The following is a 20,984-nucleotide window of genomic DNA, read 5'->3' on the forward strand; positions in this document are numbered from 1 at the left end:
ACGGGCCGTTGGCGTGGGGGTCAGGAGAGGCCGAGCTCATTGTCCAGGAGGTCGAAGACCTCTTCGTCGGAGGCGGACTCGAAGTCGAAGTCCTCGTCGGACGGGGAGCCGGCCTGCCCGGCCGCCGCGGTCGTGTCCCGCAGGGCGTGCCACTTCGACCTGAGGACTTCCAGTCGGCCGGCTATCTGCTCGTGTATCTCCTCCGTGATGTCGAGTCCGCCGAAGGCCTTTTCCAGCCTTTCGAGTTCGCCCAGGAGCGCCTCCGGGCCGAAGGACGGCTCGGGTGCGATCCGGGCATGGAGATGGTCGACGAGTTCCGCCGGCGTCGGGTAGTCGAAGAGCAGGGTCGCCGGCAGGCGTATTCCGGTGAGAGCGCTCAGGCGGTTGCGGAGTTCGACCGCGGTGAGGGAGTCGAAACCGAGGTCCAGGAAGGCACGGTCCTGGTCGATGTCCGTGGCTCCGGCGTGTCCGAGGACCGCCGCGACCTGGCCGCGTACTGCGTCCAGTACGACCTCGCGTCCCTCCGCCGCCGACCGGCCGGTCAGGCGCTGAGCGAAGGCGGCCGCGGCGTCGCCCTCCGTCGCGGCCGCCGCCGCACGTCGGCCCGGGGTACGGATCAGGCCGCGCAGCAGCGGGGGGATGTCGCCCTGCCGCCGCAGCGCCGCCAGGTCCAGGCGGACGGGCAGCGGCGCGGGTTCGGCGCTGCCGAGCGCTGCGTCGAAGAGGGCCAGGCCCTCCTCGGCGGTCAGCGGTGGCATGCCCGAGCGGGCGATGCGCTGCAGGTCGGCTTCGGTGAGGGTGGCGGTCATGCCACTGTCCTGGGACCAGGGCCCCCACGCCAGCGAGGTCGCCGGCAGGCCCGCCGCCCGGCGGTGATACGCCAGCGCGTCCAGGAAAGCGTTGCCCGCCGCGTAGTTGGCCTGACCCGCGCTGCCGAACGTACCCGCCACGGACGAGAACACCACGAACGCGTCCAGGTCCAGATCCCTGGTCGCCTCGTGCAGGTGCCAGGCCGCATCCACCTTCGGACGCAGCACCGCCGACAGCCGCTCCGGGGTCAGCGACTCCACCACACCGTCGTCCAGAACACCAGCCGTATGCACCACAGCTGTAGGCGCATGGCGAGCAATCAGGTCGGCCACCGCCGCCGCGTCGGTCACGTCACATGCCTCGACGACCGCTTCGGCCCCACTGCCCTGGAGCTCGTCCACCAGCTCCTGCACGCCCTCGGCGGCGGGACCACGACGGCTGACCAGCATCAGACTGCGCACCCCGTGCTCGGCCACCAGGTGCCGGGCGACCCTACGGCCCAGACCACCCGTACCACCGGTGACCAGGACCGTACCGGACGGATCCCAGGTCACCGGGTGCGAGGACTGCGCCCGGGCCAGCCGGGCCGCCAGCACCTCACCACCGCGTACCAACAACTGCGGCTCATCCGACGCCAACGCCCTTGGTACAAGGGCTGCTTCGGCGTCACCGTCCAGGTCCACCAGGCCAAAGCGGCCCGGGTTCTCCGACAGCGCCGATCGCACCAGACCCCACACCGCCGCACCCGCCAGATCCGCACCGGACACCGCGCCGCGCGTCACGAACACCAGGCGCGAGGTGGTGAACCGGTCGTCGGCCAGCCAGGACTGGATCAGGTGCAGTGCCCCTGTCGTGGCGGCATGGACGGATGCCACCGTTCCGGCGGTCTCGGTGGGCAGCGGGGCGAGCACAGTGTCGTGGGCGCCCGTCGCCGCGAGATCGTCGAGGTCCGCGTGGGGCGGCAGGGAGAGTCCGGTGAGGACGCCCTCGGTGTCCTTGCCGAGCAGGGCGAGGGAGTTCGCGGGCTCGTCCGTGAGGGGGACCGTGGTCCAGTCGACCGTGAAGAGGGAATCGCGGTCGCCGGTCTGCAGCTGCCCGGCCGTGATCGGACGTGCGGTCAGGGACTGCACCGAGGCGACGGGCGCACCGGTGGTGTCCGCGAGGGCGATCGACGTACCGCTTTCGGTGGGACGGATGCGTACCCTCACCTGGGAAGCGCCGGTGGCGTGGAGTGTCACTCCGTTCCAGGAGAAGGGGACGGCTCCTTCGTCCGTTCCCTCGCCGCCCAGGAGCGCTGCGTGCAGCGCGGCGTCGAAGAGTGCGGGGTGCAGGCCGTAGGCGTTGGCGTCTGCGCCTTCGGGGAGTTTGACCTCGGCGTAGATGTCCTCGCCGAGCTTCCAGGCCGCCCGCAGGCCCTGGAACACCGGGCCGTATGCGAATCCGGCGTCCGCGAACCGCTCGTAGCAGCCCGCCGCGTCCAGTTGCTCGGCACCCTGCGGGGGCCATGCCGCGGCATCGAACGACACCGTCCCGGCTGCGGGCGCCAGGGCGCCGTTGGCGTGCAGCGTCCAGGGGCCTTCGCCCTCACGTGCATGGACCGATACCGGCCGGCGGCCCGCGTCATCGGGCTCGCCCACCCATACCTGTACCTGGATCGCGGCGCCCGAGGCGGGCAGCACCAGCGGCGCGGCGAGCGTGAGCTCGTCCACCGCTGCGCAGTCCACCTCGTCGGCCGCCCGCAGTACCAGTTCCAGGAGAGCCGTGCCGGGCACCAGTACGGAGCCCAGCACCATGTGATCGGCCAGCCACGGGTGCGAGGACACCGACAGCCGGCCGGTGAACAGCAGACCGCCCGAGCCCGCCAGTTCCACGGCCGCGCCCAGCAACGGGTGCCCGGCCGAGCCCAGACCTGCGGACCGCACATCGCCCACGCGCGCCGCCCCGCCCGACGGCCAGAACCGTTCGCGCTGGAACGCGTACGTCGGCAGGTCCACCCACCGCGCACCCGTACCGGCGAAGGCGGCGGACCAGCCGACCGGGGTGCCGTGGGCGTGCAGTCGTGCCAGGGCCGTGAGCAGTGCCGGTGCCTCGGGGCGGTTCTTGCGCAGTACGGGGGCCAGTACGGTCTCGTCGGCGGCGGATTCGGCGGCGAGCGCGGAGAGGGAGCCGTCAGGGCCGAGTTCCAGGAACGTCGAGACGCCCTGCTCGCGGAGCGCGCCGACCCCGTCGGCGAACCGTACGGCCTCGCGTACGTGGCCGACCCAGTACGCGGCGGAGCACAGCTCTTCCGCGGTGGCGGGCCGGCCGGTGACGTTCGAGACCACGGGGATGCGCGGCGCGGCGTAGGTCATGCGGTCGGCGACGGCGCGGAAGTCGGCCAGCATCGGTTCCATGAGCGGTGAGTGGAAGGCGTGCGAGACCCGCAGTCGGGTGGTCCTGCGCCCCTCCTCCTCGAAGTGCGCGGCGATGGCGAGTACCTCGTCCTCGGCGCCGGAGACCACGACCGACGTGGGGCCGTTGATCGCCGCGAGGGACACCTTGTGTGTGAGGTGCGGACGTACCTCGTCCTCCGTCGCCCGGATCGCCACCATCGCGCCGCCGGTCGGCAGTTGCTGCATCAGGCGGCCTCGGGCCGCCACCAGGGCGCAGGCGTCCGGGAGGGAGAAGACGCCCGCCGCATGGGCTGCGGCGATTTCTCCGATGGAGTGTCCCAGCAGGTGGTCCGGGCGTACGCCCCACGACTCCAGCAGGCGAAAGAGGGCCACCTCGAGGGCGAACAGCCCGGCCTGGGCGTACGCGGTCTGGTTCAGCAGCTCCGCGTCCTCGCCCCAGACCACGTCCCGAAGGGGGCGGTCCAGGTGCTCGTCCAACGCCGCGCATACGGCGTCGAAAGCCGCCGCGAACACCGGGTAGCGACCGTACAACTCCCATCCCATACCGAGGCGTTGGGATCCCTGGCCCGAGAACAGGAAGGCCAGCTTGCCTGGGCGGACTCGGTCCTGTGCTACGACGGCCGGCGCCTCGGTGTGGCCCTCGGCCAGGGCGGACAGCGAGTGCAGCAGGTCCGATCGGTTCGCGGCGAGTATCACCGCGCGGTGCTGGAAGGCCGAGCGGCCCGTCGCCAGTGAGTAGGCGACGTCCGTGATCCGCGGCGCCGGATCGTCGTCGAGACAGGACAGCAGTCGTGCCGCCTGGGCCCGCAGCGCCGATGCGCTCCTGCCGGACAGCAGTACCGGCACCGGCGTTCCGGAATCGGCAGCCTCGTCCTCGGCGGTGTCCGGTTCGGGCTGCTCAAGGATCACATGCGCGTTCGTACCGCTGATGCCGAAGGAGGAGACGCCCGCGCGGCGCGGTCCGGCACCCTGCGGCCACTGGGCCTCGGAGGTCAGCAGCTCGACGGCACCGGCACCCCAGTCCACGTGCGACGACGGCTCATCCACATGCAGTGTCCGCGGCAACACACCGTGCCGCATCGCCAACACCATCTTGATAACACCCGCAACACCCGAAGCCGCCTGCGCATGACCGATGTTGGACTTCACCGAACCGAGCAGCAACGGCCGGTCCGCCGACCGCTCCTGACCGTACGTGGCCAGCAGCGCCTGAGCCTCGATGGGGTCACCCAGCGTCGTACCCGTACCGTGCGCCTCCACCGCGTCCACATCCGCCGCCGACAGACCCGCACTCGCCAGCGCCTGCCGGATCACCCGCTGCTGCGACGGACCGTTCGGCGCCGTCAGACCATTGGACGCACCGTCCTGATTCACCGCACTGCCCCGCACCACCGCGAGCACCCGGTGCCCGTTGCTGCGCGCATCCGACAGACGCTCCAGCACCAGGATCCCGGCGCCTTCGGCCCAGCCGACACCGTCGGCCGCATCGGCGAACGCCTTGCAGCGGCCGTCCGCCGACAGTCCGCCCTGGCGGGAGAACTCCACGAAGGTCAGCGGTGTGGACATCACGGTCACACCCCCCGCCAGCGCCAGCGAGCACTCACCCGAGCGCAGCGCCTGCGCCGCCAGATGCAGGGCGACCAGGGACGACGAACACGCCGTGTCCACCGTCACCGCCGGACCCTCGAAACCGAAGGTGTAGGAGACCCGTCCCGAAGCGACACTGCCCGCGCTGCCGCTGCCCTGGTAACCCTCGAACTCGCGCCCGGAGAGCAGAGTCGAGTAGTCGTGGTACATCACGCCGGCGAAGACGCCCGTACGGCTGCCCCGCAGGGTAGCGGGGTCCATACCGGTGCGCTCCAGCGCCTCCCAGGTCGTCTCCAGCAGCAGCCGCTGCTGGGCGTCGGTGGTCAGGGCCTCTCGGGGGCTCATTCCAAAGAACTCGGGGTCGAACTCCGCCGCGTCGTAGAGGAATCCACCGGAGCGGGTGGCGATGGCGCCCTCCCGCTCGGGGTCGTAGGTGTCGTCGATCTCCCAGCCTCGGTCGGTCGGGAAGTCCGAGACGGCGTCCACCCCTTCGGACACCAGCTGCCACAGGTCCTCGGGCGAGCCGACGCCGCCGGGGAAGCGGCAGCTCATGCCGACGATCACGACCGGATCGTCCGTCAGGGACGGGAGGGCGGAGACCGGAAGGCGCGTCTCTGCCTCCGTCTCTGTCTCCGCCTCCGCGCCGACGAGCTCGTCCAGGAGGTGACCCGCCAGGGCGTCGGCCGTCGGGTAGTCGAACACGGTCGTTGCCGGGAGCCGCAGCCCGGTGGCCCTGCCCAGCACGTTGCGGAGTTCGATTGCGGTCAGGGAGTCGAAGCCGAGGTCCTGGAAGGCCCGGTCCGAGGCGACCGTTTCCGGGCTCGCGTGGCCCAGGACCGTCGCGATCTGACCGCGTACGACATCGAGCAGCGCCTCGCGACGCTCCGCCGTGGACAGCCCGGCCAGTCGCTGCCGGATGCCGGATGCCGCGACGGCACCGGATCGGCGGATCCTCGTCCGGATCAGGCCGCGCAGCAGCGGCTGCGGCTCGCCTTGTGCGCGTAGCGCAGCCAGGTCCAGGCGGACGGGGAGTGCCATGGGCTCGTTGGTTCCGAGTGCGGCATCGAAGAGAGCCAGGCCCTCCTCGAGGGTCAGCGGCGGCATACCCGAACGAGCCATGCGCTCAAGGTCGGCTTCGGTGAGGGTGCCCGTCATGCCACCGTCCTGGGACCACGGGCCCCACGCCAGGGACGTGGCCGGGAGCCCTTGCGCCTGGCGGTGGTGCGCCAACGCGTCCAGGAAAGCGTTACCCGCCGCGTAGTTGGCCTGACCAGGACTGCCGATCGTGCCCGCCACGGACGAGAACACCACGAACGCGTCCAAGTCCAGGTTCGCGTTGGTGGTCGCCTCATGCAGATGCCAGGCCGCATCCACCTTCGGACGCAACACCGCCGCCAACCGCTCCGGCGTCAGCGACTCCACCACACCGTCATCCAGCACACCCGCCGTATGCACCACAACCGTAGGAGCATGACGGGAGACCAGGTCAGCCACAGCCGCCGCGTCCGTCACATCGCACGCCTCGACAGCGACCTGCGCGCCAAGCTGCTCGAGTCCGGCGACGAGTTCCTCAACACCCTCGGCAGCCGGGCCGCTCCGGCTGACCAGCAGCAGACTCCGCACCCCGTGCTCCACCACCAAATGCCGGGCAACAGCACGCCCCAGACCACCCGTGCCACCGGTGATCAGAACCGTGCCGGAGGTGTTCCAGGTCATCGTGTGCGGGGACTGCGCCCGGGCCAGCCGGGCCGCCAGCACCTCATTCCCGCGCACCAGCAGTTCGGGCTCGTCGGTCGCGAGCCCGTGCGCCAGTACGGTCACATCGGCGTCACTCTCCAGATCCACCAGGCCGAAGCGGCCCGGGTGCTCCGACTGCGCCGAACGCACCAGACCCCACACCGCCGCACCCGCCAGATCCACACCCGACACCGCACCACGCGTCACGAACACCAGACGCGAAGCCGCGAACCGCTCATCCGCCAGCCACGACTGGACCATCTCCAACGCCCAGGCAGCCGCGGCGTGGACGGACTCCACCGTTCCGGCGGCGCCGGCAGGTGGCCCGACCAGGACCGTCCCGGGCACGGTCGCCCCCGTCAGGGACTCCAGATTCGCGAGGGTCTGCAACGGCTCGCCCTCCGGACCGGTGCCGAGCTCGACACGCTCGTCCGTGAGCGGCACGGGGACCCACTCGGCCTTGAAGAGGGCGTCGCGGTGGGCGGCCTGCAACTGCCCGGCCAGGAGCGGACGAACCACCAACGACTCCACCGAGGCGACCGGTGCACCGGACGAGTCCGCGATCATGACCGACATCGCACCGCCCGCGCCGCGGATACGGACGCGGAGGTCCGAAGCGCCCGAAGCGTGCAGGGACACTCCGGTCCACGAGAACGGGACTCCGCCCGCTTCCGTGCCGCCCAGCGCCGCAGCGTGCAGCGCGGCGTCGAAGAGCGCGGGGTGCAGCCCGTAGCCGTCGCCGTCCGTGCCCTCGGGAAGCCGCACCTCGGCGTAGATGTCCTCGCCGAGTTTCCAGGCCGCCCGCAGGCCCTGGAAGGCCGGGCCGTACGTGAGCCCGGCATCGGCGAGTGCGTCGTAGCAGTCCGCCACTTCCACGGGCTCCGCACCCTTGGGAGGCCATACGGCGGCATCGGCACCGGCACCGGCACCGGCACCGGCACCGGCATCGGCATCGGCATCGGCATCGGCATCGGCATCGAAGGAGGCCGCTTCGGTCCCCGTGGTCACCGCGCCGCTGGCGTGGAGCGTCCATGGGCCGTCGCCCTCACGCGCATGCACCGACGCCGAGCGGCGGCCCGAACCGTCCGGCTCCCCCAGCCACACCTGCACCTGCACTCCACTGCCCGAGGCGGGCAGCACCAGCGGCGCGGCGAGCGTCAGCTCCTCCAACCGATCACAGCCGACCTCGTCGGCCGCCCGCAGCACCAGTTCCACCAGCGCCGTACCGGGCACCAGCACAGCCCCCCGCACCACATGATCCGCCAGCCACGGATGCGAGGACACCGACAACCGACCCGTGAACAACAAACCACCCGAGCCCGCCAGTTCCACCGCCGCACCCAGCATCGGATGCCCCGCCGAGCCGAGCCCCGCGGACCGTACATCGCCCGAGCGCACCGCCCCGCCCGATGGCCAGAACCGCTCGTGCTGGAACGCGTACGTCGGCAGATCCACCCACCGCGCACCCGAACCGGCGAACAGCACCCCCCAGTCCACGCTCGCGCCCCGCACGTACAGCTGCGCCAGGGCACCCAGCAGCGTCGGCTCCTCGGGCCGGTCCTTGCGCAGTACGGGAACGAGTACGGCTTCGTCCGGTGCCGACTCCCGGGCCATTCCCGACAGCACACCGTCCGGGCCGAGCTCGAGGAACCGCGTCACCCCTTCCGCCCGCAGAGCCCCTATCCCGTCCGCGAAACGCACTGCTTCGCGGACGTGCCGGACCCAGTAGTCGGCGTGGGCGAGCTCTTCGGGCTCGGCGAGGCGGCCTGTCAGGTTCGACACGACGGGGATCGTCGGCGTACCGAAGGACAGCCGTGCCACCACCGCGCGGAAGTCGTCCAGCATCGGTTCCATGAGCGGTGAGTGGAAGGCATGCGAGACCCGCAGCCTGCTGGTCTTGCGCCCCACCTCCTCGAAATGCGCCGCGAGGGCGAGCACCACGTCCTCGACACCGGAGAGCACGACCGACGACGGCCCGTTGACCGCCGCGATCGACACCTCCGACGTCAGATACGGCAGGACCTCCTCCTCCGTCGCCCGGACCGCCACCATCGCCCCACCAGCCGGCAACCGCTGCATCAGCCGACCCCGGGCCACCACCAGCGCACAGGCATCCGGGAGGGAGAAAACACCCGCCACATACGCCGCCGCGACCTCACCAATCGAGTGCCCCGTCACGAAGTCCGCGCGCACACCCCACGACTCCGCCAGCCGGTACAGCGCCACCTCGATCGCGAACAATCCGGCCTGCGCATACGCGGTCTGGTTCAGCCGCTCCGGGTCATCGCCCCATACGACGTCCCGCACGGGGTGCTCCAGGCGCTCGTCCAGGCACTCGTCCACGTGCTCGGCCACGTGCTCGTCCAAGGCGGCGCACACCGCATCGAAAGCCTCCGCGAACACCGGATAGCGGGCATACAACTCCCGCCCCATTCCCAGCCGTTGCGAACCCTGCCCCGAGAACAAGAACGCCGTCTTCCCCGCACCGGCCGAGCCCTCCGCCAGACCGGCGTCGGCTTCGCCCACCGCGAGTGCGGACAGGGCACGCACCAGTGCGTCGCGGTCCTGGCCCCACACCACCGCGCGGTGGGCGAAGTTCGACCGCCCCGTCACGAGTGAGTGGCCGATGTCCCGCGCGGAGAGCGCGTCACGACCGGCGACCAGGGGCAGCAGGCGTGCCGCCTGGCCGCGCAGCGCGTCCTCGTTCCTGCCGGAGAGCACCCACGCCAGCGCGCCGGGCTCGGTCAGCGGGGCGTCCGGTTCGGCGTCGGCCACGACCGGCTCGGGCTGCTCCAGGATCACATGCGCATTCGTCCCACTGACGCCGAAGGAGGAGACACCCGCGCGACGCGGCCCGTCACCCTCCGGCCACACAGTCGGAGAGGCCAGCAGTTCCACCGCACCGGCGCTCCAGTCCACATGCGTCGACGGCTCATCGACATGCAGCGTCCGCGGCAGCACACCATGGCGCATCGCCAGCACCATCTTGATCACACCCGCCACACCCGAAGCCGCCTGCGCATGACCGATATTCGACTTCACCGAACCCAACAGCAACGGCCGATCCGCCGACCGCTCCTGACCATAAGTGGCCAACAACGCCTGCGCCTCGATCGGGTCACCCAACGTCGTACCCGTACCATGCGCCTCCACCGCATCCACATCCACCGCCGACAACCCCGCACTCGCCAACGCCTGCCGGATCACCCGCTGCTGCGACGGCCCATTCGGCGCCGTCAAACCATTCGACGCACCATCCTGATTCACCGCCGAACCACGCACCACCGCCAACACCCGATGCCCATTCCGCCGCGCATCCGACAAACGCTCCAGCACCAGGATCCCGGCGCCCTCGCCCCAACCGACACCATCGGCCGCTTCGGCAAACGCCTTGCAGCGCCCGTCCGCCGACAGTCCGCGTTGCCGCGAGAACTCCACGAAGGTCGTCGGTGTCGACATCACCGTCACACCGCCCGCCAGCGCCAGCGAGCACTCACCCTGACGCAGCGACTGCGCCGCCAGATGCAGCGCCACCAACGACGACGAACACGCCGTGTCCACCGTCACCGCCGGACCCTCGAAACCGAAGGTATAGGAGACCCGTCCCGAAGCGATGCTGGCCGCGCTGCCGTTGCTGCGGTAGCCCTCGAACTGGTTGCCCACGAGGAGGTCGCCGTAGTCGGTGTACATCACGCCGGCGAAGACGCCCGTACGGCTACCCCGCAGGGTGGCGGGGTCCATACCGGTGCGCTCCAACGCCTCCCAGGTCGTCTCCAGCAGCAGCCGCTGCTGAGCGTCGGTCGCCAGCGCCTCTCGGGGGCTCATCCCGAAGAACTCGGGGTCGAACTCCGCTGCCTCGTGGAGGAATCCACCGGAGCGGGTGTACGAGGTACCGAGCGCCTCAGGGTCCGGGTTGTAGAGGGCCTCTACGTCCCAGCCGCGGTCGGTGGGGAAGTCGGACACCGCGTCCACGCCCTCCGACACCAGACGCCACAGGTCCTCGGGGGAGGCGACACCGCCCGGGTAGCGGCAGCTCATGCCGACGATCACTACGGGGTCGTCGGCCGCCTCCAGCGGTGACGGCGCCCGCGCCGGTAGCTCGGCCTCCTCCTGCGCGCCGAACAGCTCGTCCAGCAGGAAGTCGACGAGCGCGTCCGCCGTGGGGTAGTCGAAGACGGCGGTGGCCGAAAGGCGCAGGCCGGTTGCGCTGTTGAGGCGGTTGCGGAGTTCGACGGCGGTCAGGGAGTCGAAGCCGAGGTCCTGGAAGACGCGAGTCGCGTCGATCGTCTCCGGGCTCGCGTGCCCCAGGACGACCGCGATCTGGGCACGTACCAGGTCCAGGAGCGCCTCGCGCCGCTCCACCGTCCCCAGTCCGTTCAGGCGTCCCGCCAGACCGGCTACCGCGGCCGATCCGCCGACCGCCGAGCGCCGGGCTCGGGTCCTGATCAGGCCGCGCAGCAGCGGGGGCACCTCCCCCTGCTCGCGCAGTGTCGCCATGTCGAAGCGTACGGGGAGCAGCTGGGCGTCGCCGGCCGCCAGCGCGGCGTCGAAGAGGGCCACACCCTGTGCGGGGGTGAGTTCGGGCATGCCCTGGCGGGCGATGCGCTGGAGGTCGGCTTCGGTGAGGGTGCCGGTCATGCCACCGTCCTGGGACCACGGGCCCCACGCCAGCGACGTGGCCGGAAGCCCTTCCGCCCGGCGGTGGTGCGCCAACGCGTCCAGGAAAGCGTTACCCGCCGCGTAGTTGGCCTGACCAGGACTGCCGATCGTGCCCGCCACGGACGAGAACACCACAAACGCATCCAGCTCCAGATTCGCGTTCCTGGTCGCCTCATGCAGATACCAAGCCGCATCCACCTTCGGACGCAACACCGCCGTCAACCGCTCCGGCGTCAGCGACTCCACCACACCGTCATCCAGCACACCCGCCGTATGCACCACAACCGTAGGAGCATGACGGGAAACCAGGTCAGCCACAGCCGCCGCATCCGCCACATCGCACGCCTCGACAGCGACCTGCGCGCCAAGCTGCTCGAGTCCGGCGACGAGTTCCTCGGCGCCCTCAGCAGCCGGACCGCTCCGGCTGACCAGCAGCAGACTCCGCACCCCATGCTCCACCACCAAGTGACGCGCCATCACGCGGCCCAGACCACCCATACCACCGGTGATCAAAACCGTGCCGGACGGATCCCAGCCGAAGGTCTGCTTCGCCTGGGCGCGGGCCAGCCGGGCCGCCAGCACCTCACCACCACGCACCAGCAACTGAGGCTCATCCGACGCCAACACCCCAGGTATGAGAGTCAGTTCGGCGTCATCGTCCACATCCAGAAGTACGAAGCGGCCCGGGTGCTCCGACTGCGCCGAACGCACCAGACCCCACACCGCCGCACCCGCGAGATCCACACCCGACACCGCACCACGCGTCACGAACACCAGACGCGAAGCCGCAAACCGCTCATCCGCCAGCCACGACTGGAGCATCTCCAACGCCCAGGCAGCCGCGGCGTGGACGGACTCCACCACATCACTGGAAACCATATCGCCGGAGACCACATCGCCGGCACCGGCTCCCACCGGCACCAGCACCGCGCCCGGCACGCGACCGGACTGCGCCAGGGCCATCAGGTCCGGGTAACTGTCGAACGGCGTGTCGGCAGGCGCGTCGGCAAGGGAGCCGAGCGTCACCACAGGCTCCGCGCCCCCGGCCGGAGGCAGGCGTACGGCGTTCCACTGCACACGGAACAGCGCGTCGCGGGCGACCGGGTTCGCGGCGCCCTGCAACTGGTCGGCAGAGACCGTCCGCAGGACGAGCGTGCCGATGGAGGCGACGGGTTCGCCCGCGGTGTCGGCAACGTCCACGGACACCGTGTCGCCGCCGTGCCGGACGACCCGGACCCGTACGGCCGAGGCGCCGGAGGCGTGGAGCGCGACGCTCTCCCAGGAGAACGGCACGACGCCGTGGTCCACTCCGTTGAACGCGACGACGTGCAGGGCGGCGTCGAGCAGTGCCGGATGGAGTCCGTACGCGGATGCTTCCGCGGATGCGTCCGCGAACGCGTCGCCTTCCGCGTCCGCGGACAGGGCGACCTCGGCGAACGCCTCGTCGCCTCGGCGCCAGGCGGTCCGCAGCCCCTGGAAGGGCGGACCGTAGTCGAATCCGCGCGCGGCGAAGTCTGGGTAGAGGTCCGACAGTTCGACGGCCTCGGCGTCAAGGGGCGGCCAGGTCTCGGCGTGGAAGTCGTATCCCGGTTCGACTGTCGGCTCCCCTGCCACGAGGACGCCGGTGGCGTGCTGCACCCACGGACGGTCGCCGTCGCCCTCCGCCCTGGAGCGGGCGGTCAGGGTGCGGCGGCCGGACTCATCGGCGGGCCCCACACACAGCTGGAGCTGTACGCCACCCTGCTCGGGCAGGACGAGTGGGGCGGCCAGGGTCAGTTCCTCGACGTGGTCGCAGCCCACCTCGTCGGCGGCGCGGAGGGCGAGTTCGACGAAGGCCGTACCCGGCAGCAGGACCGAGCCCATGACGACGTGCCCGGCGAGCCAGGGGTGGGTGTGGAGCGAGAGGCGGGTGGTGAACAGCAGGCCGTCGCCGTCGGGCAGTTCCACGGCGGCGCTCAGCAGCGGGTGCCCGGCCGCTTCCAGGCCGGCGGCTCCGATGTCCCCGGTCCGGGTGTGGTCGGGGGTCGGCCAGAACCGCTGATGCCGGAAGGCGTACGTCGGCAGGTCGATGGCGCGCGCGTCCCGGCCGGCGAGGAACGCGGACCAGTCGATCTCGGCGCCGTGCACGTGCAGTTGTGTCAGGGCCGCGGCAAGCGTCGCCTCCTCCGGGCGGTCCCGGCGCAAGGCGGGGACGAGAACGGTCTCCTCGGAAGCGCTCCGGCCGACCGCTTCGCCGTCCGGTAGCGCTTCGCGCGCCATGGCCGAGAGCGTGCCGTCGGGGCCCAGCTCCAGGAAGCGCGTCACGCCCTGTGCGCACAGGGTGCGGATCCCGTCGGCGAAGCGGACCGCCGCGCGGACGTGGGTCACCCAGTACTCGGGGGTGCGCAGCTGGTCCCGGGTGGCAAGTTCGCCGGTGACATTCGAGACGACGGCCAGCTCCGGCTCGCCGTAGGACAGGCCCTCGGCGACGGTGCGGAAGTCGGCCAGCATCGGGTCCATCAGGGGCGAGTGGAAGGCGTGCGAGACCCGTAGCCGGGTGGCCTTGCGGCCCTCGGCTTCGAAGTGCGCGGCGAGCGCGAGCACGGCCTCCTCGGTACCGGAGACCACCGTGGCCCGGGGGCCGTTGACGGCGGCGATCGCGACATCCTCGGTCAGGTGCGGGAGCACCTCCTCCTCGGTGGCCCGGATCGCGGCCATCGCGCCACCGGCGGGCAGGGCCTGCATGAGCCGTCCGCGTGCGGCCACCAGCGCGCAGGCGTCGGCCAGCGAGAACACCCCGGCGACGTGCGCGGCGGCGATCTCGCCGACGGAGTGCCCGGCCACGTACTGCGGCCGTACACCCCAGGACTCCACGAGCCGGAACAGGGCCACTTCGACGGCGAACAGCCCGGCTTGGGCGTAGGCCGTCTGGTTGAGCAGTTCGGCGTCCTCGCCCCAGACGACGTCCCGCAGGGGGCGGTCCTGGTGCTCGGCCATGTGCGCGTTCACGCGCTCGGCCATGTGCTCGGCCGTGGGTTCGGCCATGTGCGCGTCCAGGGCGGCGCAGACCGCGTCGAAGGCCTCCGCGAACGCCGGATAGCGGCCGTACAACTCCCGGCCCATTCCGATGCGTTGTGATCCCTGGCCGGAGAAGAGGACGGCGTCCCGGCCGGTGCGGGCGGTGCCCGTGTCCACGGCGGGGTCGGCCTCGCCCGCGGCCAGGGCGGTCAGGGCGCGCAGTGCGGCGGCGTGGTCGTCGGCGCGGACGGCAGCGCGGTGGGCGAAGGCCGTGCGGCGCGTCATCAGCGTGTACGCGGCGTCCGTGAGCCGGGGGGCGGGCTCGCGGTCGAGGTGGGAGTGCAGTCGGGCCGCCTGGGCGCGCAGGGCGCTCTCGCTCTTGGCGGAGAGCAGCAGCGGTGCCGTGCCGTCGGGGTCGGCGGCCTTCCCCTCGGGAAGGGTGGCCGTGCCGTCGGGAACGCCGGCGTGCGCTTCGGGCTCGGTGGCGGGCGCTTCGGGCTCCGAGGCCGAGGGCAGTCCGGCCGCGGGCAGTTCCAGGATCACATGCGCGTTGGTGCCGCTGATGCCGAACGCGGAGACCGCGGCGCGCCTGGGGTGGCCGGTCTCGGGCCAGTCCGTGTGCTCGGTGAGCAGCTCGACCGCACCCGCGGTCCAGTCGACGTGCCCGGTGGGCTCGTCGACGTGCAGGGTGCGCGGCAGCATGCCGTGCCGCATCGCCAGCACCATCTTCATCACGCCCGCCACACCGGCGGCGGCCTGGGTGTGCCCGAGGTTGGACTTCACCGCACCCAGCAGCAACGGCTGCTCCGGCGGCCGCTCCTGGCCGTAGGTGGCCAGCAGTGCCTGGGCCTCGATCGGGTCGCCGAGCGTTGTGCCCGTGCCGTGGGCCTCCACGGCGTCGACCTCACCGGCGGCCAGCTGGGCGTTGGCCAGGGCCTGCCGGATGACCCGCTGCTGGGACGGGCCGCTGGGGGCGCTCAGGCCGTTGGACGCGCCGTCCTGGTTGACGGCGGAGCCGCGTACGACGGCGAGTACCTGGTGTCCGTTGCGGCGGGCGTCGCTGAGCCGTTCCACCAGCAGCAGGCCGACGCCCTCGCTCCAGCCGGTGCCGTCGGCGGCGGCCGCGAACGGCTTGCAGCGGCCGTCGGGGGCCAGCCCGCGCTGCCGGGCGAACTCCACGAAGGAGGACGGGGTGGACATCACCGTCACGCCGCCCGCGACCGCCAGGGAGCACTCGCCCTGGCGCAGCGCCTGCGCCGCCATGTGGAGGGCCACCAGCGAGGAGGAGCACGCCGTGTCCACCGTGACGGCCGGTCCCTCGAAGCCGAAGGTGTAGGAGACCCGGCCGGAGACGACGCTCATCGCATTGCCGGTGAGCCGGTGCCCGTCGGCATCGTCCTGGGCCGAGTCCAGGACCGTGCCGTAGTCCTGGGTGTTGGTGCCCGCGAAGACACCGGTACTGCTGCCCCGCAGGGACTCCGGGTCGATACCCGCCTGTTCGAGCACCTCCCAGGTGGTCTCCAGGAGCAGCCGCTGCTGCGGGTCCATGGCGAGGGCCTCGCGCGGCGAGATGCCGAAGAAGTCCGCGTCGAAACCGGCCGCGCCGTCCAGGAAGCCGCCGCCGCGGGCGTAGCTGGTGCCCTGGTGGTCGGGGTCGGGGTGGTAGAGCCGGTCCAGGTCCCAGCCCCGGTCGGTGGGCATGGGGGTGATGGCGTCGCCGCCCTCGGCCAGCAGCCGCCACAGGGCCTCGGGTGAGTCCACGCCGCCGGGGAAGCGGCAGGCCATGCCGACGATCGCCACGGGTTCGTCGAGGGCGGCGGCCGACGCCCGGACGACTGTGGCGGGCCCTGCGGCGCCCAGGACTTCGGAGCGGAGGTATGCGGCGACCGCGAGGGGGGCGGGGTGGTCGAACAGCAGGGTGGCGGGCAGCCGCAGGCCCGCCGCGGCGGAGAGCCGGTTGCGCAGTTCGACGGCCATCAGCGAGTCGAATCCCTGCTCGCGGAAGGCGCGTTGGGCGTCGACCGTATCCGGTGAGGGGTGTCCGAGGACCTTCGCGGCCTCTTCCCTGACCATCGTCAGGAATGCCTGTTCCTGTTCGGCGGGCGGCAGTGCGCCGATCCGGTCGCGCAGCGGGGAGCGTTCCCGGCGCGGGCTGCTGCCCGCGGGGCCGAGCGCGCGGCGGGCCTCGGGCAGGTCGCCGATGAGGGGGCTGGGGCGGACGGCGGTCAGGGCGGGGGCGTACGCGCTCCAGTCGACGTCGGCCACGGTCACGTGCGTCATGCCCTGGGCCAGTGCTTGGCGCAGGGCGGCGAGCGCGGGGGCCGCGGCCATGGGCAGCAGTCCGTCGCGGCTCATCCGGTCGGCGGCGTCGCTGTCGGTGGCCATGCCCTGGCCCGCCCAGGGGCCCCAGGACACGGAGGTGGCCGGCAGCCCGTGCCGGTGGCGGTGCGCGGCGAGGGCGTCCAGGTAGGCGTTGGCGGCGGCGTAGTTGGCCTGTCCTGCGTTGCCCAGGGCGCCGACGATCGAGGAGAACAGCACGAAGTGGTCCAGGTCCAGTTCCAGGTCCTGGGTGAGTTCGTGCAGGTTCTGTGCGGCCCTTGCCTTGGGGCGCAGTACGGTCTCGAAGCGCTCGGGGGTGAGCGCGTCCAGTACGCCGTCGTCCAGTACGCCCGCGGCGTGGACGACGCCGGTCAGCGGCAGGTCCGGCGGGATGTCGGCGAGGACGGCCGCCAGCGCGTCGCGGTCGGCGGCGTCGCAGGCGGCGAGGGTGACCTTGACGCCCCGGTCGGTGAGGGCGGCCGCGAGTTCCGGTGCGCCGGGGGCTCGCGGGCCGCGGCGACTGGTGAGCACGAGGTGTTCGGCTCCGGCGTCGGCCAGCCAGTGGGCGAGGTGTGCGCCGAGGGCACCGGTGCCGCCGGTGACCAGGACGGTGCCGTGGGTGCTCCACCGGTCGCCGGTGTCGCCGCCGGGTGTGATCCGTTCCAGGCGGCGGGCGAAGACCCCGGCCGGGTGGATCGCGACCTGGTCCTCCTCCGAGGCGAGGGTGTCCAGCAGCGCGGAGACGGCCCGGCCGTCCAGGTTGTCGGGGAGGTCGACGAGCCCGCCCCAGCTCTGCGGGGACTCCAGCGCGGCCACCCGGCCCAGGCCCCATATCTGTGCCTGTACGGGGCTGGTGAGCGCGTCGTGCCGGTCGACGGCGACGGCACCGCGGGTCACGCACCACAGCGGTGCCTGGATGCCCGCATCGCCCAGGGCGCGCAGCAGCGTGGTGGTGGCGGTCAGGCCGCGTGGTACGGAGGGGAAGTCCGGGTGGGGTCGCTCATCGAGGGCCAGCAGGCAGAGCACGCCGTCGACGGGGGTGTCGGGCCAGGCGAAGAGGCCGCCGAGTGTGTGGGTGTCGGGTGCCGGGGTGCCGGGTGCGGGGGTGCCGGGTGCGGGGATGTCGAGTGCGGGGATGTCGGGCAGTTCGCGTACGTCTGTGTGCAGGCCCTGGTCGCGCAGGGTGTCCAGGAGACGGGCGGTCCACGGGTCGTCGGTGGTGCCGTCGGGCAGGACGACGAGCCAGTGGCCCGTGGCGGCGGGCCCGTTGGACGCGGTGCGCGGGGCCCAGTGGGTGCGGTAGCTGAGGCGGTCCGCGGCGGCCCGGGTCCTGCGCTGCCGGCGCCAGGAGGAGAGGGTGGGCAGGAGGCTGCCCAGGGAGTCCGCCTCGCTGCCGTCGATGGCCAGGACGGCCGACAGCTCCTGGAGGTCCTCGCGTTCGACGGCCGCCCAGAATCCGGCCTCGCCCGCTTCGGCCACGGCCGCCTGCTCCTCGTCGCGGGCGGCCGGGTCCAGCCAGAACCACTGGCGCTGGAAAGCGTAGGTGGGCAGGTCGGCGCGGGAGGTGTCGGGCGTGCCGGGCGTGTCGAGGCAGGCGGACCAGTCGACGCGGACGCCGTGCGCGAAGGCTGTGGCGATGCCCTCGGTGAGGGCGGGCGCTTCGGGGCGGCCGGTGCGCAGCAGGGAGACCGGAACAGGGGGGACGGGCTCTTCGAGGGTGGTCAGACAGTCCTGGACCATGGGGGTGAGGACGCCGCCGGGGCCGATCTCCACGAAGGCGGTGACGCCCTCGGCTTCGAGGGTGCGCACGGCGGCGCGGAAACGGACCGCCTCGCGGACCTGCCGCACCCAGTAGTCGGGCGAGCGCAGTTCGTCTTCGGTGGCGAGCGCGCCGGTCACCGTGGACACCACGGGGATGCGCGGGGCGTGGAAGGTCAGGCCACGGGCGACGCGCCGGAAGTCCTCCAGCATGCCGTCCATGTGCGGGGAGTGGAAGGCGTGGCTGACCCGCAGCCGCTTGGTGCGGCGGCCCTGTGCCTCCCAGTGGGACGCGATCTCGGTGACGGCCTGTTCGTCGCCCGAAATGACAACGGAATCGGGCCCGTTGGCGGCCGCGAGGGAGACCTGATCCTCATGGCCGACGAGGTGGGCGCGGATCTCCTCCTCGGTGGCCTGGATCGCCACCATGGCGCCGCCTTCGGGCAGGGCCTGCATGAGGGTGCCGCGCGCGGCGACCAGCCGTGCCGCGTCCTGGAGCGTCAGCACGCCGCTGACATGGGCGGCGGTGAGCTCGCCGATGGAGTGTCCGGCGACGAATCGGGGCGCCACGCCCCAGGATTCGACGAGCCGGAACAGGGCGGTCTCCAGGGCGAAGAGCGCGGCCTGGGTGTAGGCGGTCCGGTCGAGCAGGGCGGCTTCAGCGCTGCCTTCCTCGGCGAAGACGACATCGCGCAGGGGCCGGTCCAGGTGCGGGTCGAGTGCGGTGCACACCGCGTCGAAGGCGGTGGCGAACTCGGGGTGTGCGGCGTGCAGTTCGCGCCCCATGCCAAGGCGCTGGGAGCCCTGTCCGGCGAAGAGGAACGCGGTGGTGGCCTTGGCGGCGACGCCACTGACCAAGCCGGTGGCTGTACGACCCGCGGCGAGGGCGTCGAGGCCACGCAGGAACTCCTCCCGGTCGCCCGCCACGAGTACCGCGCGGTGTTCCATGAGGGTGCGGGTGTCCGCGAGGGCGTGGGCGACGGCGGCCGGTTCGAGGTCGGCGCGGTCCCGTATGTGGCGGCCGAGGCGTGCGGCCTGGGCGCGCAGGGCCCCTTCGGTGCGGGCGGACAGGATCCAGGGCAGCGCGCCTGGCGGGGCAGCCGGCTCGGGGTCCGACTCGGCAGTCGGCTCGGGGGCCGGTTCAGCCTCGTGGGCTTCGGCCTCGTGGGCGGGCGCCTGCTCCAGGATGACGTGGGCGTTGGTGCCGCTGATACCGAAGGAGGAGACGGCGGCACGGCGGGGCCGGTCGGCGCCGGGCCAGGGCTCGGACTCCGCGAGGAGCCTGGCGCTGCCCTCGCTCCAGTCGACGTGCCCGGTGGGCTCGTCAAGGTGCAGGGTCCTGGGCAGGTGCCCGTGCCGCATCGCCAAGACCATTTTCATCACGCCCGCGATACCGGCGGCGGCCTGGGTGTGCCCGATGTTGGACTTCATGGAGCCGATCAGCACGGGCCGGTCGGCGGGGCGTTGCTGCCCGTAGGTGGCCAGCAGGGCATGCGCCTCGACGGGGTCGCCGAGCGTGGTGCCGGTGCCGTGCGCCTCCACCGCGTCGATGTCCGAGGCCGCCAGGCCCGCGCCGGCGAGTGCTTGGCGGATGACGCGTTGCTGCGAGGGGCCGTTGGGGGCGGTCAGGCCGTTGGACGCGCCGTCCTGGTTGACGGCCGAGCCCTTCAGCACGGCGAGTACGGGATGGCCGTTGCGTACGGCGTCGCTGAGCCGCTCGACGAGCAGCAGGCCGACGCCCTCGCTCCAGCCGGTGCCGTCGGCGGCCGCCGCGAACGGCTTGCAGCGGCCGTCGGGGGCCAGCCCGCGCTGCCGGGCGAACTCCACGAACATCTGCGGTGTGGACATCACGGTCGCGCCGCCCACCAGGGCCATGGCGCACTCGCCGCGCCGCAGCGCGTGCGCGGCCAGGTGCAGAGCGACCAGCGACGAGGAGCAGGCCGTGTCCACGGTCAGGGCGGGCCCTTCCAGGCCCAGGACGTAGGAGATCCGGCCGGAGGCGATGCTGATGTGGTTGCCGGTCAGCAGGTGTCCACCGACCTCGTCGGCGCGTCGGCCGCCCTCGGCGTCGTACCCCCCATGGCCGGTGCCGACGAACACGCCGGTGCGGCTGCCCGCGAGAGACTCCGGGTCGATACCGGCCCGCTCCACGGCCTCCCACGCGGTCTCCAGCAGCAGCCGCTGCTGGGGGTCCATGGCGAGCGCCTCGCGCGGGGCGATCCCGAAGAAGCCCGGGTCGAACTCGCCCGCGTCGTGCAGGAATCCGCCCTCGCGGGCGTAGGTGGTACCCGGGTGCGCCGGGTCGGGGTGGTGGAGCGCGTCCAGGTCCCAGCCGCGGTTGCGGGGGAAGGCGGAGATCGCGTCGACGCCGTCGCGCAGCAGCTCCCACAGCTCTTCCGGCGAACGGACGCCGCCGGGGAAGCGGCAGGCCATGGACACGATCGCGATGGGCTCGGTCTGCTTCGCCTCCGTCTCGTCCAATTGCTGACGAGTCTCGTGAAGGTCCGCGATCGCGCGCTTGAGGTACTCGCGCAGCTTCTCCTCGTTCGACATCAGGACGCCAATCCGCTCGGTGGAATGCCGGACCTGGGGCACAGAGCGCCGACACGCACGTCCGACCGTTTCCCCGCCATCTTCCCGAAGGCGGACTGCGGGTTTCCCTAGATCACGCCCCGTTCGCAAAGGGCCGCGGCGGGGGCCGTAACGGGGGCCGCACCCGGGGCA

General features: G+C 72.2%; 1 protein-coding gene. It reads right to left on the bottom strand.

Annotated features, from left to right (window positions below; all coding sequences use genetic code 11):
- Positions 1–20: 20 nt before the first annotated feature.
- The gene (locus ACFY12_RS27505; protein ID WP_390718588.1) at positions 21–20,813 is read right to left on the bottom strand and encodes a type I polyketide synthase; all 20,793 of its coding nucleotides are present in this window, start codon (positions 20,811–20,813) and stop codon (positions 21–23) included.
- Positions 20,814–20,984: the final 171 nt, after the last annotated feature.

This window comes from Streptomyces sp. NPDC001339 (assembly GCF_042895955.1).
Taxonomy (GTDB): Bacteria; Actinomycetota; Actinomycetes; order Streptomycetales; family Streptomycetaceae; genus Streptomyces.

Coding starts and splice junctions, on each gene's coding strand:
- ACFY12_RS27505 (WP_390718588.1), bottom strand. CDS start 20,813: ATGTCGAACGAGGAGAAGCTGCGCGAGTACCTCAAGCGCGCGATCGCG.